Annotated in this window: 22 protein-coding genes; 13 read left to right on the top strand and 9 right to left on the bottom strand. The window is 69.1% G+C overall.

What is annotated here, in order from left to right; genetic code table 11:
- Positions 1–26: 26 nt before the first annotated feature.
- Complete coding sequence (locus JTJ31_RS24440; RefSeq protein WP_207536967.1) at positions 27–1,286, bottom strand: CYTH and CHAD domain-containing protein; 1,260 nt, start codon at positions 1,284–1,286, stop codon at positions 27–29.
- Positions 1,287–1,369: 83 nt separating this feature from the next.
- Complete coding sequence (locus JTJ31_RS02295) at positions 1,370–1,897, bottom strand: SixA phosphatase family protein (RefSeq protein ID WP_207536966.1); 528 nt, start codon at positions 1,895–1,897, stop codon at positions 1,370–1,372.
- A gap of 92 nt (positions 1,898–1,989) precedes the next feature.
- On the opposite strand from JTJ31_RS02295, the gene JTJ31_RS02290 reads away from it, so the two are divergent.
- Both JTJ31_RS02290 and JTJ31_RS02285 read left to right on the top strand, forming a co-directional pair.
- Positions 1,990–2,601 carry a DUF6134 family protein gene (locus tag JTJ31_RS02290; protein WP_207536965.1) on the top strand — a complete coding sequence of 204 codons (612 nt, stop codon included), beginning with the start codon at positions 1,990–1,992 and terminating at the stop codon, positions 2,599–2,601.
- 50 nt (positions 2,602–2,651) lie between these two features.
- Positions 2,652–3,425, top strand: a complete 774-nt coding sequence (locus JTJ31_RS02285) for a creatininase family protein (protein WP_207536964.1) — start codon at positions 2,652–2,654, stop codon at positions 3,423–3,425.
- Here JTJ31_RS02285 and JTJ31_RS02280 read toward each other — a convergent pair.
- Both JTJ31_RS02280 and JTJ31_RS02275 read right to left on the bottom strand, forming a co-directional pair.
- Positions 3,422–4,141 (bottom strand): metallophosphoesterase, encoded by a 720-nt coding sequence (locus JTJ31_RS02280; RefSeq protein ID WP_207536963.1) that lies wholly within the window; start codon positions 4,139–4,141, stop codon positions 3,422–3,424. The genes JTJ31_RS02285 and JTJ31_RS02280 overlap by 4 nt on opposite strands.
- Positions 4,138–5,538 (bottom strand): cryptochrome/photolyase family protein, encoded by a 1,401-nt coding sequence (locus tag JTJ31_RS02275; protein ID WP_207536962.1) that lies wholly within the window; start codon positions 5,536–5,538, stop codon positions 4,138–4,140. The genes JTJ31_RS02280 and JTJ31_RS02275 overlap by 4 nt, the downstream gene beginning before the upstream one ends.
- Before the next feature lie 100 nt (positions 5,539–5,638).
- On the opposite strand from JTJ31_RS02275, the gene JTJ31_RS02270 reads away from it, so the two are divergent.
- Positions 5,639–6,256: a fasciclin domain-containing protein gene (locus tag JTJ31_RS02270; RefSeq protein WP_207536961.1), complete on the top strand. Its 618-nt coding sequence runs from the start codon at positions 5,639–5,641 to the stop codon at positions 6,254–6,256.
- An 18-nt stretch (positions 6,257–6,274) separates the two neighbouring features.
- Here JTJ31_RS02270 and pdeM read toward each other — a convergent pair whose 3' ends face one another.
- Together pdeM and JTJ31_RS02260 are read right to left on the bottom strand one after the other, a co-directional pair.
- The gene (gene pdeM, locus JTJ31_RS02265; RefSeq protein ID WP_207536960.1) at positions 6,275–6,946 is read right to left on the bottom strand and encodes a ligase-associated DNA damage response endonuclease PdeM; all 672 of its coding nucleotides are present in this window, start codon (positions 6,944–6,946) and stop codon (positions 6,275–6,277) included.
- Positions 6,943–9,387, bottom strand: coding sequence for a ligase-associated DNA damage response DEXH box helicase (locus JTJ31_RS02260; protein ID WP_236019772.1), 2,445 nt, complete (start codon positions 9,385–9,387; stop codon positions 6,943–6,945). The genes pdeM and JTJ31_RS02260 overlap by 4 nt, the downstream gene beginning before the upstream one ends.
- Positions 9,388–9,519: 132 nt before the next feature.
- Between JTJ31_RS02260 and JTJ31_RS02255 the strand changes: the two genes are divergently transcribed.
- The 5 genes from JTJ31_RS02255 to bfr all read left to right on the top strand — a co-directional run bounded on the left by JTJ31_RS02255 (position 9,520) and on the right by bfr (position 13,948).
- The gene (locus JTJ31_RS02255; RefSeq protein ID WP_207536958.1) at positions 9,520–10,560 is read left to right on the top strand and encodes a ligase-associated DNA damage response exonuclease; all 1,041 of its coding nucleotides are present in this window, start codon (positions 9,520–9,522) and stop codon (positions 10,558–10,560) included.
- Entirely contained in the window at positions 10,557–12,134 is a 1,578-nt protein-coding gene (locus tag JTJ31_RS02250) for a cisplatin damage response ATP-dependent DNA ligase (protein WP_207536957.1), read from the top strand. Before JTJ31_RS02255 ends, JTJ31_RS02250 begins: the two co-directional genes overlap by 4 nt.
- A gap of 98 nt (positions 12,135–12,232) precedes the next feature.
- Positions 12,233–13,255, top strand: a complete 1,023-nt coding sequence (locus JTJ31_RS02245) for an extracellular solute-binding protein (protein WP_207536956.1) — start codon at positions 12,233–12,235, stop codon at positions 13,253–13,255.
- 6 nt (positions 13,256–13,261) lie between these two features.
- Positions 13,262–13,435, top strand: a complete 174-nt coding sequence (locus JTJ31_RS02240; RefSeq protein WP_207536955.1) for a (2Fe-2S)-binding protein — start codon at positions 13,262–13,264, stop codon at positions 13,433–13,435.
- Between the two features lie 18 nt (positions 13,436–13,453).
- Positions 13,454–13,948: a bacterioferritin gene (gene bfr / locus JTJ31_RS02235; RefSeq protein ID WP_207536954.1), complete on the top strand. Its 495-nt coding sequence runs from the start codon at positions 13,454–13,456 to the stop codon at positions 13,946–13,948.
- A 4-nt stretch (positions 13,949–13,952) separates the two neighbouring features.
- On the opposite strand, the gene JTJ31_RS02230 is transcribed toward bfr, so the two are convergent.
- Entirely contained in the window at positions 13,953–15,590 is a 1,638-nt protein-coding gene (locus tag JTJ31_RS02230) for an ABC transporter permease (RefSeq protein ID WP_207536953.1), read from the bottom strand.
- Between the two features lie 84 nt (positions 15,591–15,674).
- Positions 15,675–16,310: a flavin reductase family protein gene (locus tag JTJ31_RS02225; RefSeq protein WP_207536952.1), complete on the bottom strand. Its 636-nt coding sequence runs from the start codon at positions 16,308–16,310 to the stop codon at positions 15,675–15,677.
- Positions 16,311–16,432: 122 nt separating this feature from the next.
- Between JTJ31_RS02225 and JTJ31_RS02220 the strand changes: the two genes are divergently transcribed.
- Both JTJ31_RS02220 and JTJ31_RS02215 read left to right on the top strand, forming a co-directional pair.
- Positions 16,433–17,164 carry a hypothetical protein gene (locus JTJ31_RS02220; RefSeq protein ID WP_207536951.1) on the top strand — a complete coding sequence of 244 codons (732 nt, stop codon included), beginning with the start codon at positions 16,433–16,435 and terminating at the stop codon, positions 17,162–17,164.
- Between the two features lie 24 nt (positions 17,165–17,188).
- On the top strand, positions 17,189–18,748 hold the full coding sequence (locus tag JTJ31_RS02215; protein ID WP_207536950.1) for a methyl-accepting chemotaxis protein: 1,560 nt from the start codon (positions 17,189–17,191) through the stop codon (positions 18,746–18,748).
- Here JTJ31_RS02215 and JTJ31_RS02210 read toward each other — a convergent pair.
- A complete protein-coding gene (locus tag JTJ31_RS02210) occupies positions 18,745–19,722 on the bottom strand; it encodes a 2-hydroxyacid dehydrogenase (RefSeq protein ID WP_207536949.1) in 978 nt (325 codons plus the stop codon). The genes JTJ31_RS02215 and JTJ31_RS02210 overlap by 4 nt on opposite strands.
- Before the next feature lie 109 nt (positions 19,723–19,831).
- On the opposite strand from JTJ31_RS02210, the gene JTJ31_RS02205 reads away from it, so the two are divergent.
- From JTJ31_RS02205 to JTJ31_RS02195, 3 genes are read left to right on the top strand one after another with little or no spacing between them, the layout of a single operon-like run.
- Positions 19,832–20,620, top strand: coding sequence for an SDR family oxidoreductase (locus JTJ31_RS02205; RefSeq protein ID WP_207536948.1), 789 nt, complete (start codon positions 19,832–19,834; stop codon positions 20,618–20,620).
- A complete protein-coding gene (locus JTJ31_RS02200) occupies positions 20,614–22,707 on the top strand; it encodes a hydantoinase/oxoprolinase family protein (RefSeq protein WP_207536947.1) in 2,094 nt (697 codons plus the stop codon). Before JTJ31_RS02205 ends, JTJ31_RS02200 begins: the two co-directional genes overlap by 7 nt.
- Entirely contained in the window at positions 22,707–24,362 is a 1,656-nt protein-coding gene (locus JTJ31_RS02195) for a hydantoinase B/oxoprolinase family protein (RefSeq protein WP_207536946.1), read from the top strand. Before JTJ31_RS02200 ends, JTJ31_RS02195 begins: the two co-directional genes overlap by 1 nt.
- Positions 24,363–24,803: the final 441 nt, after the last annotated feature.

Below are 24,803 nucleotides of genomic sequence, written 5' to 3'. Positions count from 1 at the left end.
GCGAGCAACCCGGAGATTACCGTATGTTACGAATCGGCCACGTTTGTGCCTCGCCAGAATCGAGGCGTCCGGCGCAGCTCGCGCCACGCTGCGAGCGAGGCAAGACGTGAGCCTTCGGCCCGACCCGCGGCGTAGCCAGTGACCGTGCCGATCGCGAAGCCGCCCGCGCCGCGCCCGGCAAGAGCGGCCGCGAGGTGACGTGCGACGGCCGCGTCGTTTGCGAGGCCAAGCGCGTCCTGCAAGGCGGCGAGCCGACGGTTGAAGCGCTTCGCCCCCCGCCCATGGAACAGTGCCGCGAAGGGTTCGGCAGCGTAGCGAAGGCGCTTCGCATCCAGGCGCATCTCGTGCAGGCCCTTCGCGTCGAGCTCCTCCATCCGCACACCGGCACGCTTCAGGCGACGCCACCGCTTGCGGAGGAGACGAGTGGCGAGGGGGGAGAGAGGTGTCTCCGCTTCCGCGGGTGAGGCGGCGAGGCGCATCCCTTCGACCAGCAGGCGGCGGAACTCAGGCCCCGCGAGAAAAACGGACAACACCCCATAAGCGGCTCGCCGCTCGGCCTCGGCGGCGCGGAGGAGGCCGCGAAGGCGACGGTCATCCCCCAGCGCCTGAGCAGTGCCGACCGCGATGCCGGACAGGAAGACGTCCCAGTCGCGGGCACGACCCAGGATCTCGGCGAGATCGCGCAGCGAGCCGTCCCATTCCGACCATGCTGCTCCCTCGGGCCGGAACAGCTTGAGAAAGGAGCGCATGCGTCGCAGCGCCACACGAGACTGATGGACGCCACGCGGCCCTTGGGCGAGGTCGCAGCAGGGCACCTCCGCCATCAAGGCTTCCAGCAGATGCGCCGTCGCTCGGCGCAGCGCTGACTCGGCGGTCTCCGCGCCCTGGAGGATGGGCGCGCCGGACGCACGCGCGCGCGGAGGCCGCTGCTCCACGAGCGCCAGTGCTTCTTCGGCGAGGCTGGCGCGGGCGGGTAGGAGGGGCAGGTCGTCGGCCAGCATGGCGGCCAGACGCAGGGCATCCTCGCCCTCAAGGAGCAAGAGGGCGATGCGATGCCGGCGGCCATCCGCCTCCATGCGGCCTTCAAGCCAGGAAATTCCCTCCGCAAGCTCCGCGCGGCGGGCGGCGAAGCGGGCCAAGGGCACCGCATCGGGTGGAGGCGGCGCGCAAGGCGTCCCTGACGCAAAGGCGCCAGGCAGAGGCCCCGGGTCCAGCGGTTGATGGAGCCGGCACACACCGCGTCGGCGCTCGATCACGGCGCCATCCTCGGCACGGAAGAAGGTCACGCTCTCCCGGCGGAAGGTGGGAAGCGCGGCGAGAAGCGGATGGAGGGGACGCCTGGCCCCCGGTGGGAGGGCGAAGGCGAGGATCAGGCCGCTTCCTCCGGCAGGTCGCGCGGGCATAGGAACCGGACGAGCCGCCCGCCACCTTCCCCAAGGTCGCGCCAGCGCGAGGCGACGGAAAACTCGGCCAAGGCGCCGGTGGGGTAGGCCTCCGAAAGGCGCTGCGCCATCTCGCCGCCCGCATTGCCGGCCCCGGTCAGGGCCAGGGCGAGATCATGCAGCCCCGGGTTGTGCGCGATCAGCAGCACGGAGCGCGCCGTCTCGGGCACGGTGTGGAGCTTGTCCAGCAGCACCGCCCAGGGGGCGAGGTAGAGCGCGTCCATCACCTCGACGATCGGCGCGCCCTCGATCGGCTGCAACGCCTCCAGCGTCTGCAGCGTCCTCCGTGCGGAGGAAACCAGCACCACATCCGGTGAAAGATCCAGCCCACGCATCCGTTCCGCCATCGCAGCGGCGGCGCGCTTCCCGCGCGCATTCAGCGGTCGCGCATGGTCGGACAGTGTGGCCTCATCCCAGGAGGACTTGGCATGGCGAAGCAGCAGGAGTTGGCGCATCGGCAACGATGATGGCATGGGGCGAACGGCTTGTCGCCCCGGCGCGGTTCCGGAGGCGCGCCGCCTTCTGTATCCTCCCCCGCGTGATGGACATGTCCCGCCGCACCCTCGCCCTCCTTGCCATGGCTCCCGCCGCGGCGTCCGCGCAGCCGGCGCCTGCCAGCGGCTGGCGCTTCCGCGTGACCCGCAACGGCACCGACATCGGCACCCATGAGGTGCGCGTGAGTGAGCAGGGGGGGCACCGTGTCACGCGCTCGGAGGTGCTGGTCACGCCCCGCGTCCTGGGGGTCGTCGTGTATCGTTTCGAGCATCGCTACACGGAAGTGACGGATGGATGGCGTTTCCGTTCCGTCGAATCGCACCTCAATCGGAATGGTCGCATCGTGGAAGTGTCGGCCCGCGTGACGCCCGACGGCGTGCTGGTGCAGGGGCCGCAGGGACAGGGCCGGCTGCCGGCCAATGCGGCGCCGCTCTCCTGGTGGGACCCGTCGCGGCTGGGCGGAGCCGTGCCGATCTTCGGGACCACCACTGGGCATATCATGGATTTGCGGTGGTCGCGGCGAGCCCTGCCGGACGGGGGCTTCGCCATTGCCTGCACCGGCGAGGTCGAGGCGGAATGCCTCTTCTCGCGCGACGGCGTCTGGACCGGCTTCAGCACGGTCGGCGATGACGGCAGCCGGGTGATCTACCAGCCCTTCGCTTGACCCGAGGCGGCGCTGTCCCTCCAATCGCCGCGCAGCGAGGGGGAGGCACTATGGACGCGCCACTGGAATGGATGAAGCTGACGGCGGCCGAACTCGGCGCCAGGGCCGCGGGCGGTGCGCTGTTGATCCTGCCGGTCGCCTCGCTGGAACAGCACGGGCCACACCTCATCACCGGCACGGACATCCTGCTGGCCGGGACGGTGGCGCTGGAAACCGCGCGACGCCTGCGCGGGCGTGGAACGGACAGCGTCGTGGCGCCGGTCGTCTGGACCGGCCTCGCCGAGCATCACATGGCCTTTGGTGGGACGGTGACGCTGGACAGCGCCACCTTCCAGGCCCTGCTGCGCGGCATCGTCGGCAGTGCCGCGCGGGCCGGGTTCCGCCGGGTCCTGCTTCTCAACGGCCATGGCGGCAACAGCGAGGCGATCGGCACCGCTGCGACGGAACTGGCCGTCGCCTTCAACATCCGCGTCGCGGGATGCACCTATTGGCACCTGGTGCCCGAGGCCATCGCGCCGCACCTGGAGCGCCAGCCAGGGCTGATGCACGCCTGCGAGGCGGAAACGAGCCTCGTCTGGCACATTCTTCCCGAGGGCGTGCGGCAGGAACGCCTGCCCGATGCGCATGGGCCGGCTTCCACTCGCGTGCCGGGCCAGCCTCCCGGCCTGCTCATGCGCCGTTCCTTCCGCGAGGCGAGCAAGAGCGGCGTCATCGGTGATGCCCGCGTCGCCAGTCCTGAGAAGGGCGAGAGGCTGCTGGCCTCCATCGCGGAGGCCTGCGCCGAGGTGCTGGCGAACCCCGCGCTCTGGGCCGAGGCCGGCTAGAACGGGAAATCCATCCAGGAGAGGTGCCCGCCCTTGCCGGCGCCTGTGTCCAGGAACACCGCCTCGCCCCCCAAGCGGCCGGTGACGCGCAACGGCCGCCCGTCGCGGGAGCGCGGGTCATGCCCGACCACAACGGTGAGGCCGCGCGGGATGGAATCCACCCAGAGCACCAGACGTTCCGGATAGCCGCTGGGCAAGGTGCGGCCTGTCACCTGCCCGAACAGCGCCCGCGACAGTACGGGGTCGGGTCGGCGGCGCCCCGCATCCGGCGGCGGGGGAGTCAGCAGCATGGTGCGATGGAAGGCGGCATGGACGAAGAGCAGCGGCCCTGCCCGCAGCCAAGCCGGTGCGCGCCCGATCTCCTCCAGGGCGCGGGTCGCAAGGGCGATGCCGTCCGGTGCTTCACCCAGCTGCGCCAGGGTGCGCGGGATCGCCTCGGCAGGGGAGCGGACCCGTGCGCCATCCAGGGCTCGGCGCAGCTTGTGGTCGTGGTTGCCCAGCAGGAACAGGCCTTCCTTGCGGTCCATCATCCCGAAGGCGAGGCGCAGCGCCTCCGCCCCATCAGGGCCGTAATCGGTCAGGTCGCCAAGCTGCACGACGAAGAGCCGCGCCTCGCGCGCGCCCTCGATCGCGGCGCGGAACTGCGATGCCTCGCCATGCACGTCGCCGACGGCACGGATCCCCGTGAACCCTCGCTGGCGGAGCTCCTCGATCACGCGGCCTCCGTTGCTCGCATGCGCGCGAAGGCGTCGAGTGCGCGACGGCGCCCCTCCTCGGGCGCCACGAGGGGCGCGGGGTAGGGGGCGGGCGGGCCGCCTGGCATCTCCCAGGGGCGATGGACGAAGCGGCGTGGCACCTCGGCAAGCTCCGGCACCCAGCGGCGGATGTACTCGCCCTCCGGATCAAAGCGCTCGCCCTGCAGTACCGGGTTGAAGACGCGGAAGAAGGGTGAAGCGTCGGCGCCGCTACCGGCCACCCACTGCCAGGAGGCGCTGTTGGAGGCGAGGTCGGCATCCACCAGCGTGTCCCAGAACCAGGCCGCCCCATCCTGCCAGGGCTGGAGCAGATGCTTCACCAGTACGGAGGCCGCGATCATCCGCACCCGGTTGTGCATCCAGCCTATGTGCCAAAGCTGGCGCATCCCCGCGTCCACCAGCGGAAAACCGGTGCGGCCGCGCTGCCAGAGCCGGAGCAGGCGCCGGTCACGGACCGCAGGAAAGGCGGCGAAGCGTCGGTCCAGCGGTGCCTCGGGCATTTCGGGCCGGTGCCAGAGCAGGTGATACGAGAAGTCGCGCCAGAGCAGTTCCTTCAGGAAGGCGTGGTCTCCCTCGGCCCCCGCGGCGCGGGCGGCATGCCATGCCTGGCGCGGCGACACCTCGCCCCAGCGCAGATACGGCGACAGTCGGGCGGTTCCTTCGATGGCAGGGCGGTCGCGGCCCTCGCTGTAGCCGCACAATCCGTCCGCCATGAACCGGGCGAGGCGCGACTGCGCCCCTGCCTCGCCCGGGCGCCAGGCTTCTTCCATGCCCTGCCACCAGGTCGGTCCATCCGATGGGAGCAATTCGAGCGCATCGAGGGCCAGCCCGGGCAGTTCTGGGCCTGACAATTTGTCAGGGACGGGAAGGGGAGGAGGCGGCTCGCCCTTTCCGAAGATGGCGCGCGCGAAGGGGGTGAAGGCAGCATAGGGTCGGCCCAGGCCGCTTCGCAGTGTGCGTGGGTCATGCAGCAGGGCGGAGGAGTGGAGAAGGAGCTCGCCTCCCTCGGCGCGCAGCCGCTCCGCCACCTCCGCGTCCCGCTTCCTCGCCCAGGGTTCATGGAGGCGTCCCGCATGCACCTCCTTTGCGCCGATGCGCGCGGCGAGAGCCGGGATCACCTCCTCCGCCCGGCCGCGCGCAAGGTGCAGGGCGACGCCGCGCGCCCGCAGGGAAGCGTCGAGCGCGACGAGGGAATGGTGCAGCCACCAGCGCGCTGCGCCACCCGCACGCCATGCGCCAGCAGCCGCATCGTCGAGCAGGAAGACAGGGAGAATGGGCTTCCGGCGGGCCGCTTCCAGGGCAGGATGATCGGCCAGGCGCAGGTCCTGCCTGAACCAAATGAGGGCCGGAGCGGTCATGCATGCGATTTAGTGGCGCAGGCCGCGCGCGGAAAGACTGAAACCGCAAGGGATTCCCTCACGTTCGGGCGACACGATCTCTGATCAAGGAGCGAATACCATGATCATCCGTTCACGTCGCGCCCTACTGGGCGCTGGCGCCGCCCTGCTTGCCACGCCCGCCCTAGCCCAGAACGCGAGCAATATGCCCGTCATCGGCAGCCAGTCCCGGGCCTCCTCGCTGAACGTGATCGATACGCTTGCGGCAGCTGGGAACTTCAATCGTTTCATCACCTTGGCGCGCCTTGCCGGCCGTGTCGAGGACCTGCGCGGTGCCGGTCCCTTCACCCTGCTGGCCCCGACCGACGACGCGATCGGCCGCATTCCCGCCGGGCTGCGCCAGAACTGGATGGGCACCGAGAACACGGAGCAGAACGAAGGCAACATCCAGCAAGGCGACCGCCTGCGCCTGATGGCCTTCGTGGACCTGCACATCATCCCGGGCCGCTACACTCTGGCGCAGCTGGCCAGCACCAGCACGCAGCTGCGCACCCTGAACGGCAACGTCGTCGAGGTCGCGTCGCAGCCCGGCCAGGAGTATCGCACGCGCATCATCAGCGACACGGGCTTCGGCGTCGGCGGCGTGAATGCCGAGCTGCGCCCCACGCGCTTCCTGGTGCCGGAGATGATCGCCAGCAACGGCGTCGTCCTGCCCATCGACGTCGCGCTGATCCAGTAATCGCGTCGCGGCGGGCGGTCAGGCGGCCGCCCGTCGCAGCGCATCGAAGGGCGCGGAATGCAGCCGCGCGTCGCCGATCAGGAAGACGCGCACGGCATTCCGCGCGATTCCTGCCATGGCCGGGTCCAGCACGTTCAACCCACCCGTGAATGCGCCGAAGGCAGGCAGGACGAGACGGTTCGCGCACAAGAGGAAGCACGGGCGGGTGATGCCGCCGATCCGCGTCGGCATGGTCGCCTTCGGGTGAAAATGGCCGCTGAGTTCCGCCTCGCTCCGCGCCACATCGCTGGCGATGTGGCGAAAGACCAGCTTGCGGCGCCGCCATTCCGCCACGCCGTGCTCCGCGTCGTGATTCCCCGACACCCAGATGCATTCCTCCAGACCCGCGCAGAGGCGTTCCAGGGCCGAGCGATCCTCGGGCGCCATCCGCCCTGCCGCCGCGCCGTCGTGGAAGCTGTCGCCCAGCAGGACCAAACGCTTCGCGCCATGGCGCCTGATGGCGAGGGAGAGGCGTTGCAGAGTCTCGCGCGTGTCGTAGGGCGGCAGCATGGCGCCGCGCGAAGCGAAGGCGCTGCCCTTCTCCAGATGGAGATCGGCGACGACCAGCGTGCGCTCAGCGGGCCAGTGCAGCGCGCCGGAGGGGCAGAGCATCAGCCGCTCCCCCAGCAGGTGGACGGGCGCCGCGATCATGCTCGCCTCCTGGCCTGGCGGCGGCGCTCAGGTCGCCCGAAGCGGGACCGGTCCTGATCCACGGCCGGACGGACCTGGATCTCATCGGTCAGCTCCGCCAGCGTCTCGTTGAAGCGCTCGGCGCCGTCCGTCACATCGTTCACCAGGGCGGCGGCCTCGGCCAGGATGTCGTCTTCTGCCCCGCCCGGCACCCATTCGCGCCCCTGTTCGATCAACGCCGGCACCGCGAGGGGTGAGACGCGCCGGAGGCGGCGATGCACGACGCGCCCCTTCACTCGGCTCAGGAGCGCGGCAATGCGTGCCACGTCGGTGAGACCAGATGCGGCTTCGGCGCGGGTGGCGCGCAGAAGGATATGGTCGGGCTCGTGCTTGCGTAGCACGTCGTAAATCAGGTCGCTGTTCACGGTCATCTGCCGTCGGGTCTTCTCCTGGCCCGGATGGTTCTTCTCGATCAGTCCGGCCACGGTGGCGATGTTGCGGAAGGTGCGGCGGAGCATCGAGGATTCCGCAATCCACTCCTCGAGTTCCTCGCCGAGGAGGTCCTCGGTGAAGATCTCCGCGGCGTCGCCCGGCTCGAATGCCATCCAGGCGGCAAGGACGTAGTCGGTGGCGACGTAGCCGAGCGGCCCCCAGCCCAGACGCTCCATCCGCCGCGTCGCCAGCATCCCGAGGGTCTGGTGCGCCAGGCGCCCCTCGAAGCCATAGGCGACCATGAACCAGCGCCCGCCGCGCGGGAAACTCTCCACCAGCAGGTCATCGCTTCCCGGCAGGCGGGAGCGGAGCGATTGCAGCCGCAGCCAGTCCTGTACTTCGCTGGGAAGTTCGCGCCAGCGCTTCGGGTCGTTCAGGATGGTGCGCACACGCGCCGCAAGATGCGTGGAAAGCGGCAGCTTCGCGCCGGCGTAGGTCGGCACGCGCGCATCGCTGGCGCTGCCGCGCGACACCTCGGCCACGACGCCATTCATCCCCTCGAAACGCAGAACCTGCCCGGCGAAAAGAAAGGCGTCACCGGGAACGAGGGTGGTGATGAACCACTCCTCCACCTCGCCAAGCATCGGCCCGCCGCGCATCCGTACCTTGAGCAGCGGCGTGTCCACGATGGTCCCGAGGTTCATCCGCACGATGCGCGCCACCCCATCGCCGCGGATGTGGTAGAGGCCTTCCGCATCGCGGAACAGCCGCCGCCAGCGATCGTAGGAGCGCAGGGCATAGCCGCCATCCTCGGCGAAGCGGACGACATCGTCGAAGTCGCGCCGCGAAAGTTCGGCATAGGCGCCGGCGCGCCGCACTTCCTCATAGAGCGCGTCGGGGTGAAAGGGCGCGTGACACGCCATCGCCAGCACGTGCTGCGCCAGAACATCCAGCCCACCAGGCCGCGGCGGATCGCCATCCAACTCCCCGGCGGCGACGGCCTCGATGGCGGCGCGGCATTCGATCACCTCGAAGCGGTTGGCGGGGACGAGGAAGGCGCGGCTCGGCTCGTCCATGCGGTGATTGGCGCGGCCCACGCGCTGCAGGAGGCGCGCGACACCCTTGGGGGCGCCGACCTGGATCACCTGATCCACCGCGCCCCAGTCGATCCCAAGGTCCAAGGAGGCTGTTGCCACCACGGCGCGCAGCGTCCCGGCCGCCATCGCCGCCTCGACCTTCCGCCGTTGCTCGATGGTGAGCGAGCCGTGATGCAGGGCGATGGGCAGCGCCGCATCGTTCAGCCGCCACAGCGCGGCGAAAACCAGCTCGGCCTGGGCGCGGGTGTTGACGAAGACGATCGTCACGCCGGCTTGGGCGATGCGCGCCATGATCTCCGGTGCGCTGGCGAGGCCCATGTGGCCACCCCAGGGGAGCCGTCCGGCGGGAAGCTGGACGCCGATCTCCGGCGGTGCGCCACCCGCGCCGCGCACCAGCGTCACGTCGCCGCCCGGCCGCAGCCACTCCCGCAGCGCGTCAGGGTGGTTCACCGTTGCCGAAAGCCCCGCGACGGCCATGTCGGGGGCGATGCTCTCCAGCCGGGCAAGGCAGAGAGACAATTGGTCGCCGCGCTTGGTGCCGGCCAGGGCGTGCGCCTCGTCCACCACCACGCGGCGTAGTCCACCGAACATCTCCCTCGCCTCGGGCAGGGAAAGGAGAAGAGTGAGGCTTTCCGGCGTGGTCAGCAGGATTTGTGGCGGGGCGGCGCGCTGCCGGGCACGGCGGTTTGCGGGCGTGTCGCCGGTTCGCGCCTCGACCCGGATAGGCAGCGAAAGCTCCTCGATCGGGGCGGACAGGTTGCGGGCGATGTCTACCGCCAGCGCTTTGAGGGGTGAGACATAGACGGTGTGCAGCCCCTCAGCGGGCGTCTCGGCGAGCTCGATCAGGCTGGGCAGGAAGCCGGCCAGGGTCTTGCCGCCGCCTGTCGGGGCGATCAGCAGCGCCGAGCGGCCGGCCTGGGCTGCCTCGACCATGGCAAGCTGGTGTGGCCGGGCTTGCCAGCCGCGAGCCGCGAACCAACTCTCAAAACGTTCGGGCAATGTTCCGGGCACCGCCACGATATAGGCGGGGAACCGAGGGCGGCAAAGGCGCATTCACCCTATCACATGCTGTCACCCCATCCCGAAACCTGGCTCTGCACCCGGCCCGAAGGCCTCTACTGCAAGCCGGGCGATTTCTTCGTGGACCCGGTCCGGCCCGTGCCGCGCGCCGTCATCACCCATGGCCACAGCGATCACGCCCGCCCCGACCACGGCGCCGTGCTGGCGACGCACGAGACGTTGGTAATCATGCGTGCCCGAATGGGCAAGGACAGGGCAGGGCGCGTCCAGCAGGAAATTCCCTATGGGGAGGTCCTGGAGATCAACGGCGTCCGCGTGACGCTGCGCCCTGCGGGCCATGTGCTCGGCTCGGCCCAGGTGGTAATGGAGTGGAAAGGCAGCCGCGCCGTGGTGAGCGGTGACTACAAGCGCCGCTCCGATCCGACCTGTGCCCCCTTCGAGCCGGTGCCCTGCGACGTCTTCGTCACCGAGGCGACCTTCGCCCTCCCGGTCTTCCGCCATCCCGACCCGGCGGAGGAGATCGGCAAGCTGCTCCACTCGGTCGCGCTCTTCCCGGAGCGGACGCATGTCATCGGCTGCTACGCGCTGGGCAAGGCGCAACGCCTGATCGCCCTGCTGCGCGAGGCCGGATGGGATCGCCCGGTGCCGCTGCACGGGGCCTTGATGAAGCTGTGCCGCCTCTACGAGGAGTTGGGCGTGCCACTCGGCCCGCTGGAACCGGCGACGGTCGCCAACAAGGCGCTATTCGTGGGGAACATCGTCCTGGCGCCGCCCTCCGCCATCCAGGATCGCTGGGCCCGGCGCCTTGCGGAGCCGGTGCCCTGCCTCGCCTCCGGTTGGATGCGGGTCCGGCAACGCGCGCGCCAGGGCGGGGTGGAACTGCCGCTGGTCATCAGCGACCACGCCGATTGGGACGAGTTGTTGGACACCTGCGCCGAGGTCCAGGCGCCGGAAATCTGGATCACCCATGGTCGCGATGAGGCGCTGATCCACGCTCTGGCCCAGCGCGGTCAGCGCGGCCGTGCCCTGCACCTCGTCGGGCTGGGCGACGATGAGATCGAGGATGAGCCGGGAGGTGGGGAATGAGCGTCAAGCTCTTCGCTTCCCTACTGGAATCCTTGGTCTACACCCCTTCACGCAACGGCAAGCTGCGCCTGCTGCGCCACTGGTTCGCCACCGCGCCGGACCCGGATCGCGGCGTCGGGCTCGCCGCCCTGGCGGGAGAGTTGGCGCTGAAGACGGCGAAGCCCGCCCTGGTTCGGGACCTCGTCGCGGGCCGGACCGATCCGACGCTGCTGGCCCTCTCCCATGATTACGTCGGCGACTTCGCCGAGACGGTGGCGCTGATCTGGCCCGAGCGCCCCGGTGCCAACCAGCCACCCCCCGGCCTCGCCGAGGTGGTGGAGCTGCTGGAACTCACCTCCAAGGCCGATCTTCCGGAACTCATCGCCTCCTGGCTGGACGTGCTCGATGCCTCCGCCCGCTTCGCCCTCATCAAGCTGGTGACGGGCGGACTGCGCGTCGGCGCCTCGGCCCGCTTGGCGAAGACGGCGCTGGCCGAATGGTCGGGCACCGCGCTGGATGAGATCGAGGAGGTCTGGCACGGCGTCGCCCCGCCCTACATCCCGCTCTTCCGCTGGCTGGAAGGGAAGGGGCCGCGCCCCGACCCGAATGGTGCCCCTGTCTTCCGCCCGCTGATGCTGGCGCATCCGCTGGAAGAGAAGGATTTCGCCGCCCTCCATGCCGCGGACTGGCGGGCGGAATGGAAATGGGACGGCATCCGCGTCCAGGTGACGAGCGGCCCCGGCGGGGCACGGCTCTGGTCCCGCGGTGGCGAGGACGTGTCCGCCTCTTTTCCGGATCTCGCGCCGTCCCTGACCTTCCACGCCGTGCTAGACGGGGAGCTGCTCGTGGTGCGGGAGGGCGAGGTCGCACCTTTCGCCGATCTCCAGCAGCGGCTGAACCGCAAGGCGCCAGGCGCCAAGCTGCAGCAGCAGCACCCGGCCATGATCCGCCTTTACGACATCCTCATGGACGGGGAGGAGGACCTGCGTAGCCTGCCCTTCGACGCGCGGCGGGCACGGCTGGAGGCCTGGTTCGCGCGGGAGCGCCCTCCGTTGATGGATGTGTCGCCGCTGATCCCGTTCTCCTCGATGGAGGAGCTGGCAGCGATCCGCGACGGGGCGCGGGCGGCGTCCATCGAAGGGCTGATGCTGAAGCGCGCCGACAGTGCCTATGTCCCCGGCCGGGTGAAGGGGCTGTGGTGGAAATGGAAGCGGGACCCGCTGACCATTGATGCCGTGCTGATGTATGCCCAGCGCGGCCACGGCAAGCGGTCCTCCTTCTATAGCGACTTCACCTTCGGCCTCTGGCGGGGGGAGGAGTTGGTGCCTATCGGCAAGGCCTATAGCGGCTATACGGACGAGGAACTGCTGTGGCTGGACCGCTGGATCCGCAACAACACCACGGCACGCTTCGGCCCGGTGCGGGAGGTTGAGAAGGAGCTGGTCCTGGAAGTCGCCTTCGATGCGGCCCAGCGCTCCGGCCGGCACAAATCCGGCGTCGCGCTGCGCTTTCCCCGCATCGCCCGCATCCGCCGCGACAAGCCGGCCAGCGAGGCGGACCGATTGGAAACTCTGATGGCGACCATCCCGGATTAGCCTGCCCCTATGAGATTGCGAATCTTTCGCATTTCCACTTGCGAACGCTTCGCAATCTCGGCATACGCTATGGCGACGCGTTCCCCGGGAGGGATTCGATGCTTCGCCGTAGCCTACTCGCCGCCATTCCGGCCGCTCTGGCCGCCCCGCGCCTCGCCTCCGCGCAAGAGAGGGTGGTGAACCTCTACTCCTCGCGACACTACGACAGCGACCGAGCGCTCTACGAGACCTTCGCGCAGCAATCCGGCATCCGCATCCGCCTGATCGAGGCCAATGCGGACCAGCTCCTGGAGCGTATCCGCGCCGAGGGCGCCAATTCTCCGGCCGACGTGATCCTGACGGTGGACGCCTCGCGCCTCGCCCGCGCGGCCGAGATGGGCCTGACCCAACCGGTCCGCTCCGACGCCATCTCCAGCCGCATCCCGGCGGAGCTGATCGGACCGGAGGGGATGTGGTTCGCCGTGTCCCGCCGTGCCCGCGTGCTGATGTACGACCGCGCCCGCGGCGCGCCCGAGGGCCTCGCTCGCTATGAGGACATGGCCGACCCCCGCTTCCGCGGCCAGTTCCTGATCCGCTCCTCCGGCAATGGCTACAACATCGCCCTCGCTTCCTCCTTCCTGGCGGCGAATGGCGAGGCGGCGACCGAGGCCTGGGCGCGAGGCGTCGCAGCGAACCTGGCCCGCCCGCCCTCTGGCGGCGACACGGACCAGATCCGCGCCATGCTGGCTGGGCAGGGGCGCATCGCCCTGGCCAACACCTACTACCTAGGGCTGCTGAACAATTCGCAGCGTGCCGAGGACAGGGAACTGGCCGGCCGCGTGGCCGTGATCTTCCCGAACCAGGGCGACCGCGGAACCCATGTGAACATCAGCGGCGCCGCCCTGGTGCGCACCGCCCCGAATGCCGAGAACGCCCGTCGCTTCCTGGACTTCCTGACCACTCCGGACGCGCAGCGCATCTTCGCCCTTGGCAACATGGAATACCCGGCCGCGACCGAGGCGGAGACGCATCCCTTCCTGGTCTCCCTCGGCCGCTTCAAGGCCGAGACGCCAGATGGCGCCAAGCTGCTGGCCAATGCCCCCGAAGCGCTGCGCGTGATGCAGCGCGCCGGCTGGAGGTAGGCCCGCGTGGTCGTCTGCATCTGCAATGCCATGACCGACAAGGATATCCGCGCCGCCATCGCCGGCGGCGCGGACCGTCCCAAGGATGTCTACTGCGCCTGCGGGAAATCCGCCCAATGCGGTTGCTGCACCGGCACGATCCTGTCCATGATCCGGGATGAGTCGGCCAAGGCCGCCTGAACGGAAGGGACCCATGCGATGCCCAAGAGCGACCCCAAGGTCATCGAGCACCTGAACACACAGCTCACCAACGAGCTGACGGCCATCAACCAGTACTTCCTGCACGCCCGGATGCTGAACCACTGGGGCGTCACCCTCCTCGGCAAGCACGAGTACGAGGAAAGCATCGAGGAGATGAAGCACGCGGATGACCTCATCCAGCGCATCCTCTTCCTCGACGGCGTGCCCAACGTGCAGCGCCTCAACCACATCCTGATCGGCCAGAATGTGCGTGAGGTGCTGGAGGCCGACCAGAAGATCGAAGAAAAGGCGATGGAGGATTTGCGCGAGGGCATCGCCTATTGCGAGTCGGTCCGCGACTACGTCTCCCGCGACCTGCTCCTGCGCATCCTGGCGGATGAGGAGAAGCACGAGGACTTCCTCCACGCGCAATTTACGCTGATCGAGCAGATCGGCCTGCCGCGCTACATCCAGCTGAACTCCGCCCCCGCACCGGACCAGCACGCAGACTGAGAGATCAGTGTTTCCGCATCGCCCGGGTCAGCGCGATGACGGGAAGCAGACCCGCAAAGACGATCAGAAGGGCCGAGGTGGAAGCCTCGGCCAATCGTTCGTCGCTCGCGAGATTGTAGACCCGGACCGCCAGCGTATCGAAATCGAAGGGCCGCACGATCAGCGTCGCCGGCAATTCCTTCATCGTATCGACGAAGACCAGGATTCCGGCTGTCAGTAGGGCACCGCGCGTCAGCGGGATCTCCACGCGCCGTACCGCCTCGCCAGGGGCGCAGCCCAGGGTGCGAGCTGCCATTCCCAGAGTCGGCTTCAACCGCGCCAGCCCGGATTCCACCGCCGAAAGCGCGACGCCCAGGAACCGCACCAGATAGGCGAAGACCAGCGCCGCCAGCGTGCCCGAGAGCAGCAGGCCGGTGGAAACGCCGAAGCGCGCGCGCATCCAGGCATCCAATGCGTTGTCGAACAGGCCAAAGGGCACCAGCACCCCGACGGCGATCACTGACCCAGGGATGGCATAACCGAGCCCCGCCGCCCGTCCGGCCAGCCGCGCCATTCTCCCGCCCGATAGCCGCGCCGACCAGGCAAGCCAGGATGCGATCAGTACGGCGAAGGCTGCGGTGATGCCGGCCAGGGTCAGCGAGTTGGTCAGGAAGGGCAGGAAGCGCGAGGGAGCAAGCGGATCACCCGCCTCCACCATCAGGGCCAGCAGCGCCCCTGCCGGGACCGCGAAGCCCAGCAGCACCGGGAGCAGGCAGGCGATACCGGCTAGAGCTGCCTTCGCGCCATGCAGGGGGACGGGCTGGAACGGCGCATGACGCGTCGTCATGGGGTGGAAGCGCCGGCCGCCGCGCGTCGCCTGCTCCAGCGCCAGGAGTAGGGCCACGCAGAACAAAAGCGCCGCCGCGAGCTGCGAGGCGGCGCCGCGATCTGCCATGCCGAACCACGCCTCGTAGATGCCGGTCGTGAAGGTCCGGATGCCGAAATGCTGCACCGTCCCGAAATCCGCCAGCGTCTCCATCAGCACGAGGCCGCTGGCCCCCACCAGTGCAGGGCGCGCCAGCGGCAGGGCGACCGACAGGAAGGTGCGGCCGAGCGAATGACCCAGCGTCCGCGACACCTCCACCAAGCAGGTGCTCTGCGCCAGGAAGGCGGCGCGGCACAGCAGGAAGACGTAAGGGTATAGCACCATGGCAAGCACGAGGGCCGCGCCGGGCAGGGAACGCATCTCGGGGAACCAATAGGCGCCGTAGGAGAGGCCGGTGGCTCCGCGCAGCGCGAACTGCACCGGACCGGACACGTCCATCAGCCAAGTCCAGGCATATCCGGCGACATAGGCGGGCATGGCCATTGGCAGCAGCAGCATCACCTGCAGTCCGTCGCGCCCGGGGAAGCGGCAAGCCGTGACCAGCCAGGCCGTCACCGCCCCGGTCGCCCCCGCCAGGACAACCACCAGCATGCCAAGCAGGGCCGTGTTGCCCAGCATCTCTGGCAGGAAGGTGTGCGCGATATGCGACCAGACCGCCCCGGTCGGAGTCGTGGCGGAGACGAGCACCGCCGCAATCGGCAGGAGCAGCAACGCCGCCGCCAGCAAGGGCAGCAGCGGCCGCCGCTGGCGCGACAAAGGACGCAGCGCTGAGCTCATCGTCCGTGATTGAGAAGCATTCGCATTCAGCCGCGCTATAGCGCGGGACGGGGCCGGAGGGAACGACCGGCCCCGAAGCTCGCGTCACTCGCCCTTGCGGGACTGCCAGTCCTTCAGCGCAATCCGTGGAACTTCGACCCGGTCCGTGGTCCGGGCATACCAGCCGCGGCCATGCATGCGCCCGACCAGGCCGAGCTTCGGGGTGTCCACATACTTCCGCTCGACATCCAGCATGGCCTCGTCGGCGATGTGCATCGCAAGAACCTGGCCGAGCACGATGGTGTGATGCCCGACCGTGATCAGCTGAAAGGTCTTGCACTCCAGCGCCACCGGGCTTTCGGTGATGCGCGGCGGCTTAACCTTCGAGGATGCGGTCGTCGTCAGCCCGGCCTCCTCGAGCTCATTCACCTCAGGGCCGAAATCGATGGCGGTGATGTTCATCCGCTCCACCGTCGCTTCGTTGACGAGGTTGACGACGAACTCGCCGGTCGCGCGGATATTGCCAAGCGTGTCCTTACGCGCTCCGTCCGGCCGGGGGCCGCAGCCAATGGCGATCACGACGGGATCATCCGTCAGCGCATTGAAAAAGGAATAGGGGGCGGCATTCAGGACGCCCGCCTCGTCCTGGCTCACCACCCAGGCGACGGGGCGGGGCACGACGGTCGAGACGACGAGCTTGTAGCGATCGGCAGCGGGAAGCGCCTCGAAGTCGAAGAACATGCTTGGGTTCCCCCAGTTTCGGCTTTCACGCTTATGCGGCGCACCCTCGGCCCTGTCGAGGCTTCACCGGACCTTAAGCTTGCCGCCGCATCCTGTGCGGCACAGCACCAGAGAAGGTCCGCATGAGATTCCTTCGCAACCTGTCCGTCGCGAGCAAGCTCGCCGTCAGTGCCGCCGTGGCCATGGCCCTGCTCGGCACGCTCGTATTCCTCGTCGTGCAGGAAGGGCGGCGTGCCGCCGAGGCCCAGTCGGGCGAGCGCGCCGCCGTGGGCGCGCAGCAATCCGCCGCCGCCATGGTGCGGGAGGCCATGGCGGCGAACACTGCCTGGCGGGGCATCCTCATTGCGCAAAGTCCCGAAACCATCTTCCGTGAGGCGGAGGCCCTCCGGAATGCGATGGAGGCGGCCGGGGCCCATATGGAGAATGCGTTACGCGCCGCGGGCGAAGGCCAAGCGGGCAGCGCCTTGGCCGCTGCGCGGATGGAGCTGCAATCCCTCGCGGGTGCCTTCACCAGCGGCGTCGAGACGCGGATCGAGACGGTGTCGCGCCGCGACCGCGGGTTTTTCCCCGCCTTCCCGCTCTTCGACCAAGCGCTGGAGTCGGCCTCCGCCAACCTACCGTTCACCTTGAATGGCGACGCGCGGGAGGAAGTCCGCGACATCCTCAACACCTTTGTCGCGTCGGTGAATGAGACGCGGCTGGGCATCCAGCGCTTCCTGTCGACCGATGACCCGCAGGCTGCTACGCGCGTGCGGCGGGCGGTCGCGCAAGGCAGGGTCCATGCCCGCCGCCTCGTCTCCGTCTCCGAGGGGCCGCTTCAGTCGGACATGCGCCGGCTCGCCGACACGGGCTAGACGCTAGCACGCGAGGCGGAAGCGATGCTCGCCCTGGCCAGCCGGGTGCTGGAGATCCGCACCGGCACGATCCAACCGGCGCGCGAACGTCTTCTGACCGTGAGCGAACAGGCCAACGGGCACCTCGCAGCGGCCGCCGAGGCCCGCGCCGCCGAAGCGACGGTCGCGATGTCGGGGATGATCCGCTCCGTCTGGATGGTGGGCGGCGTGGTGGCGGCAATCCTCCTGCTCTCCTCCTGGCTCACCTCGCGCGCGATCGGTACGCCACTTCGCCGGCTGGCGGACGCCGTCCGCTCCATCGCGGCCGGAGAAGCCTCGAAGCCGGTGGGCGACCGCGACCGCACGGACGAGATCGGCCGCATCGCCCAGGCACTGGAGGAGCTTCGCGCGACCGTGAATCGCGCCTTCGCCCAGTCCCAGATGCTGGAGCAGATGAGCGTCGGCGTGATGATGGCTGAGCCATCCGGCGAGTTCCGCATCCAATACGTGAACCCCCAGGCTCGCGCCTCGCTGCAGAGGGCGTCCGAAGGCCTTCCGGCCCTGGCTGGCGAGCCGGTTGGGAAGAGCCTGGACTGCTTCCATGAGAAGCCGGAGCACATCCGCGCCGTCCTCGCCGATCCGGACAAGCTGCCCCACCGTGCCCCGATCCTGGTGGGACGCGAGGTGGTGGACATCCAGGTCAGTGCCATCCGCGACGGGCAGGGTCATTACGTCGGCCCGATGATGCTCTGGACCGAGGTGACGGCGCAGGCGCGCCTAGCGGACCGCTTCGAGGAGGAGGTCGGCCAGGTGGTGGGCCGGGTCTCCGCCGCAGCCGGGCGCATGCAGGAACCCGCCCGCAGCCTGTCCCACTTCGCCGAACATTCCGGGCGCGAGGCTGACGCGGTGGCCGAGGCATCGGGCCGCGCAAGGGCCGATGTGCAGGCTGTCGCGGCCAGCGCGGAGGAACTGGCGGCCAGCGTCGCCGAGATCACCCGCCAAGGCGCCGAGGGCGCCGAGGTTGCGCGGGCCGCCGCTGCCGAAGCGCGGGCCACGGACGGCACGGTTCAGGGCCTCGCCCAGGCCGCGGCCAAGATCGGAGATGTCGTCCGGCTGATCTGCGACATCGCGGGCCAGACCAACCTTCTCGCACTCAATGCGACCATCGAGGCGGCACGGGCCGGCGAGGCAAGGAAGGGGTTCGCCGTGGTGGCGAGCGAGGTGAAGAATCTCGCCGCCCAGACCGCAAAGGCCACGGAGGAAATTGCCGCGCAGATCGGCGGCATCCAGGGCACCACCCAGGAAGCGGTGGGTGCGCTGCGCAACATCTCCGGCATCATCGAACGGATGAACGAGGTGACCACCGCCATCGCCGCCGCGGTGGAGGAGCAGGGCGCCGCGACCCGAGAGATCGCGCGGTCCGCGGCACTGGTGGCGGAGGGCACGGGCACCGTGGCCCGGCGGATCGAGGATGTCCGCACTGCGGCCGGCGAGAACGGCCGCGCCGCAGGCGAGATGCTCACCGCTTCGGGTGAGTTGTCGGGGGAAGCGGCGCAGCTGGAGCAAAAATCCGCCGATTTCCTCCGTCAGGTCCGCAGCGCCTAGCGGACCTCATGCGGGGCCGGGCTGCCCTTGATCAGCACCGCCTCCAGATTCTCCAGCGCGCGCCGGCCCATGGCATCGCGCGTCTCGATGGTCGCGCTGCCCAGGTGCGGCAGCAGCGCCACGTTCTCTAGCTTCATATATCCCTCGAAGACCTTCGGCTCACCCTCGTACACGTCGAGCCCCGCACCGCGAATCTTGCCGGATTTCAGCGCTTCCACCAGCGCAGCGTCGTCCACGCTGCCGCCGCGGCCGCTGTTCACCACCAGCGCGCCGCGCTTCATCTTGGACAGCCGGTCCTTGTTCAGCCATTTCCGCGTGGCGTCGCCGCCCGGCACATGCATGGAGATCACGTCGATCGCGGCCAGGAAGCTGTCGTCATTGTCGTGGTAGATCGCGCCCTGTTCCAGATCGGCCGGGAGGCGATTGATGTCGCGGTAGTGAATTTCCATCCGGAAGCCGCGTGCCATCTGCGCCAGTTCCCGCCCGATCCGCCCCATGCCGAGGATGCCGAGCTTCTTGCCTTCCAGCGTGACGCCCATCAGCTGGGTCGGGGCCCAGCCTTCCCACTTGCCCGCGCGGACCATGCGCTCGCCCTCGCCTGCGCGGCGGGCGGCCATTAGCATCAGAGTCATGGCGGTCTCGGCCGTGGCGAAGCTCAGCACCTCCGGCGTGTTGGTGACGGTGATGCCGCGCTCGCGCGCCGCCATCACATCGATGTGGTCATAGCCGACGCTGAAGGTGGCGATGGCCTTGACCGAGGCGGGCAGGGCAGCAATGGCGGCGCCGTTCAGCGGGTCGCCCGCCGCGCAGAGGATGCCCGCTGCGCCGCATTCTGCCACCCGCCGTGCGATCTCTGCGCCGTCGCGGAACCAGGGTTCATCCTGGGGGTTCAGCCGCGCATCGAAGCGCTCCGCGGCCAGGGCCTCGATCTGGTCGGGCAGCTTTCGGGTCACGAGCAGGACGGGCTTCGGCATGGGGGACGCTCCTTGGATGTCCCTGCCGTATACATCCGCAGACCCGGCTGGACAGAGGGGGCCAGGGGCGGCACGGTCCCCGCCGCCAGAGATTCCGGGAGCAACGGGCATGGACCTGCGACTGAAGAACCGCCGCGCGCTGGTAATGGGCGCCTCGAAGGGGCTGGGCCGCTCCGTGGCCGACGCTCTGGCCGCGGAGGGCGCACACCTCGTCATCTCCGGCCGCGATCAGGCGGCGCTGGACGCCGTTTGCGGCGAGTTGAAGGCACGTGGCGCCTCCAGCGCCGTCGGCATTGTCGCCGACGTGGCGGACGGCGCCCAGATGGACGCCTTGGCGAAGGGTGCGCAGGACGCCATGGGCGGGGTGGACATCCTGCTGCAGAACCATGGCGGCCCGCCCCCAGGCACGGCGCTGGAGGTGACGGAGGAGCTTCTCGCCACCTGGTTCCAGCGCATCGTCCTGTCGCCCATCCGCGTCGCCAATGCGGTGCTGCCCGGCATGCGGGCCCAGAAATGGGGACGCATCATCAATGTCGGGTCCACCGGCATGGTGCAGCCCCTGCCCAACCTGGTGCTGTCCAACACGCTACGCGCCGCGCTGATGGGCTGGATGAAGACGCTCAGCGCCGAGGTCGCGCATGAGGGCGTCACCTGCAACATCGTCGCCCCCGGCGCGATCCGCACCGACCGCTCGATCGAGACGGCAAGCGGCCTTGCCAAGCGCCAAGGCAAGAGCGTGGACGAGGTGATCGCCGAACGCTCGAAGACCATCCCCGCCGGCCGCTATGGCGACCCCGCGGAATACGGTCCCATGGTGGCCTTCCTGTGCTCCGAGCAGGCGGCCTACATCACCGGCTCGATCCTGCGCGTGGACGGGGGGATCGTCCGCGGATGGTGAGCGACGTGCGCCTCGCCGCCGATATCGGCGGCACTTTCACCGACGTGGCGCTGGAGGCACGGACCGGCGAGGAGCACCACCAGCGCTGGACGGCTAAGGTCCTCACCACACCCCGTGCGCCCGAGCAGGGCGTGCTGGAAGGGGTGCGCGTGGTGCTGGAGAAGGCCGGGCTTGCGGCCGGCGATTTGTCGCTGGTGATCCACGGCACGACTCTCGCGACCAATGCGCTGATCGAGCGCAAGGGTGCGCGGACGGCGCTGATCACCACGGAGGGATTCCGTGACGTCCTGGCTCTCGGCAATGAGAGCCGCTACGACCAGTACGACCTCAACATCAGCCTGCCGGAACCGCTCGTGCCGCGCCGCTGGCGTTTGCCGGTTCCGGAGCGGCTGGACAACACCGGCAAGGTGCTGCGCCCGCTGGACGAGGCGGCGCTGCGCGCCCTGGTGCCCGTGCTGCGCAAGGAGTCGATCGAAGCCATTGCCGTCGGCTTCCTCCACGCCTTCGTGAACCCGGCGCATGAGCGCCGCGCCGCCGCCATCCTGGCCGAGGAGCTGCCCGGAATTCCCGTCTCTCTCTCCTCCGAGGTGAGCCCGGAGATGCGGGAATGGGAGCGCTTCTCCACCACCGCCGCCAATGCCTATGTCCAGCCGCTGATGGCCAGCTACCTGGGCCGGCTGGAGGACGGGCTGCGCGCAATGGGCATGACGGCGCCGCTCTTCCTGATGCTGTCGGGCGGGGGGCTGACCACGATCGCCACCGCCGCGCGCTTCCCGATCCGCCTCGTCGAATCCGGCCCGGCGGGCGGAGCGATCTTCTCCGCCCATGTGGCCCGGCAGCGCGGGTTGAGCCACGTCCTGTCCTTCGACATGGGCGGGACCACGGCCAAGGTCTGCCTGATCGACAATTTCGCGCCCCAGGCCAGCCGCACCTTCGAGGTCGCGCGGGTCGGGCGCTTCCGCAAGGGCTCCGGCCTGCCGCTCCGCATCCCTGTGATCGAGATGGTTGAGATCGGCGCGGGCGGCGGATCGCTCGCCCATCTCGACAGCCTGGGCCGCATCCAGGTCGGGCCGGAAAGCGCGGGCGCCGACCCAGGCCCGGCCTGCTATGGCCGCGGCGGCACCAGCCCGGCCGTGACGGACGCGAACCTCCTGCTCGGCCGCTACGATCCGGAAAGCTTCGCGGGCGGCAGCCTGCGTCTGGATGTGAAGGCCAGCGAGGCCGCGGTCACGACGAATGTGGGGCAGGGGCTGGGCCTGGAGCCCGGCATGGCTGCCCTCGGCATCGTCGAGGTGGTGGACGAGAACATGGCCAACGCCGCCCGCGTCCATGCCATCGAGAGCGCGAAATCCTATGAGGGCCGCGCCATCATCGCCTTTGGCGGTGGTGGCCCGGTGCATGGCTGCCGCGTGGCCGAGAAGATCGGCGTGGACCGCATCCTGGTGCCCAGCGGGGCCGGGGTGGGCAGCGCCATCGGCTTCCTGCGCGCCCCGGTCGCGTATGAGGTGGTGCGAAGCCTCTACACGCGCTTTGCGTCCTTCGACCTCGTGGGAGTGAACGCGCTGCTGGCGGACATGGCGGCCGAGGCGTCCTCCGTCGTGGCGCAGGGCAGCTTCGGCGCCGAGACGACCGAAGCCCGGATCGCCTATATGCGCTATGTGGGGCAGGGACATGAGATCGCGGTTCCCTTGCCCACGCGCGAACTGACTTCGGAGGACGTTGCTTCCATCCGCGCGGCCTATGATGCGGAGTATGCGCGCTTCTACGACCGCCCGGTGCCCGGCAGCGACGTTGAGGTTCTCAGCTTCGCCGTCACCGTCGCGACCGTGATAGAGAAGGTGCTGCCCGCCGCCGAAGTCACCGACGCGCCCGGCCCGGCGCCGATCCGGACGCAGCGCGTGCGCGACACGGCGTCCGGGCAGGTGGCGGACTGGGCCATCTACGATCGCACTGCCATGGCGCCGGGCGCTGTCGTGACAGGCCCCTGCATCGTGGCAGAGGCGGAGACGAGCACGCTGGTGGGGCCAGGTTGGACCTGCCGGATGGATGGGCTGGGGTACCTGGAACTCGTGAAGGAGGCCGCGTGATGGACGCGATGCAGGCCATCAACCGCCAGATCCAGTGGAACCGCCTGATCGCGGTGGTAGAGGAGCAGGCGCAGACCATGATCCGCACCGCCTTTAGCACCACGGTGCGCGAGGCGGGCGACCTCTCCGCAGGCATCTTCGACCTGCAGGGCCGGATGATGGCGCAGGCCGTCACCGGCACGCCGGGCCACGTGAACTCCATGGCGGAGTCGGTGGGGCATTTCCTGGCAAAGTTCCCCGCTCACATCATGAAGCCGGGCGACCACTACATCACCAACGATCCCTGGCTCGGCACCGGGCACCTGCACGACCTGACGGTGGTGACGCCCGCCTTCCATGATGGGAAGATCATCGGGCTCTTCGCCAACACGGCACATATCATCGACATTGGCGGCCTTGGTATGGGCCCCGAGGGACGGAGCGTCTTCGAGGAAGGGCTCTATATTCCGATCGTAAAGTGCTTCGACGAAGGTCGCGCAAACGAGACTTTCTTCGACATCCTTCGTGCGGGGTCGCGTACGCCAGTGGAGCTGGAGGGCGACGTTTACTCACTCTGCGCCTGCAACGACGCGGGCGCCCGTCGCCTTGCCGAGATGATGGCCGAGTACCGCATGGACTCGCTGGACGACCTCGCGAACTTCATCTTCGAGAGCAGCCTGCGCGCCACCCTGTCCGAGATCGCCAAGTTGCCGCTCGGCCGCCATTCGGCCGAGATCCGCTCCGACGGCTACGAGGCGCCGGTGACGCTGAAGGCGGCGATGGAGGTGAAGGAAGACGGGATCGAGGTGGACTTCGCGGGCACATCCGGCCTGTCTACCCGCGGCATCAACGTCCCGCCCGCCTATTGCCGGGCCTATTCCTGCTTCGGCATCAAGTGCGTGGTGGCGCCCGAGATTCCCAATAACTGGGCGAGCCTTCTGCCCTTCCGCATGTCCATCCCCGAGGGCTGCATCCTCAATGCACCGCGGCCCTACCCCGTCAGCGTGCGCCACGTGGTCGGCCAGCTTCTGCCGGACCTGATGATGGGCTGCCTCGAAGGTTTCGTGCCAGACCGGGTCAATGCCGAAGGCTCCTCCGCCCTGTGGAACCCGCCCTTGCGCGGCGGTGCCCAGGTGAGCGGCCAAGCGGCCGAGGTCGATGATTTCGAGATCATTACCTTCAATAGCGGCGGCACGGGCGCCCGGCCCGGTAAGGACGGGCTGGATGGGATCGCCTTCCCTTCCGGCGTCCGGACCATGCCCGTGGAGGCAACGGAGAACGTCGCCCCTGTCATCTTCTGGCGCAAGGAGCTCCGTCCAGACTCCGCGGGCCCCGGTCGCACGCGCGGTGGCTTTGGCCAGATCATGGAGATCAGCGCGAAGAACGATGCCGAGTTCGCGGTGAACGCCATCTTCGACCGCGTCGCGAACCCGCCGAAGGGCAGGCAGGGCGGCGGCAATGGGGCTGGGGGCTGGGTCGGGCTCAACGACCCCAACGGCACGGTGCTGCGGACTAAGGGCTTTCAGATTGTCCCTAAGGGGCGCCATCTCGTCCTCAAGCTGCCGGGCGGCGGGGGCATGGGCGACCCGCGCACTCGCGACCGCGCGCTGGTGGAGCGCGACGTGGCCGATGGGCTGCTGACGCCTGAGGCGGCGCGGCGCGAATACGGGTACTGAGGGTGGCCCCGAAACAGCAAAGCATCGCGAACGAGGTGCTTGCCCCGCGGGGCGAGTAGGCACGCTCCGCAGGCGCTGGGGTTTCTTGAGGTGCGGCTCGGCCGCCTGAGAAACACACTTCTTTTGGAGGCAGTTCACGCCGCTAAGCCGCTCGCTGGGGCTGCGCATTTACGACTTGAGCGGCGGTGTGCGGCCGTGCCGAAGCTTCGCGGGTGCCTTCCCTGACCGGGAAGGGATGTGCCTTACGTGCCGAATGTATAGCGCATGTTCCCTGTCTTCGCTCATGAGAGCAGAGGCACAGTGTCGCGCCTTCGCGATCGCCGAACCCGATGAAACGCCGTGCGTCGTCACACGACCTATGCACTCGGTAGCAGTTTCTATGCGAGAGAATGATCTCCGAGGCGCCGTACCGAGTTCGGAATGACTGACCCTGTGGTTGGA

Source organism: Sabulicella rubraurantiaca (genome assembly GCF_017355885.1).
GTDB classification, from domain to species: Bacteria; Pseudomonadota; Alphaproteobacteria; order Acetobacterales; family Acetobacteraceae; genus Roseococcus; species Roseococcus rubraurantiacus.
The sequence above is the reverse complement of the archived record's forward strand: the minus strand, read 5'-3'. Positions and strand labels throughout refer to the sequence as shown.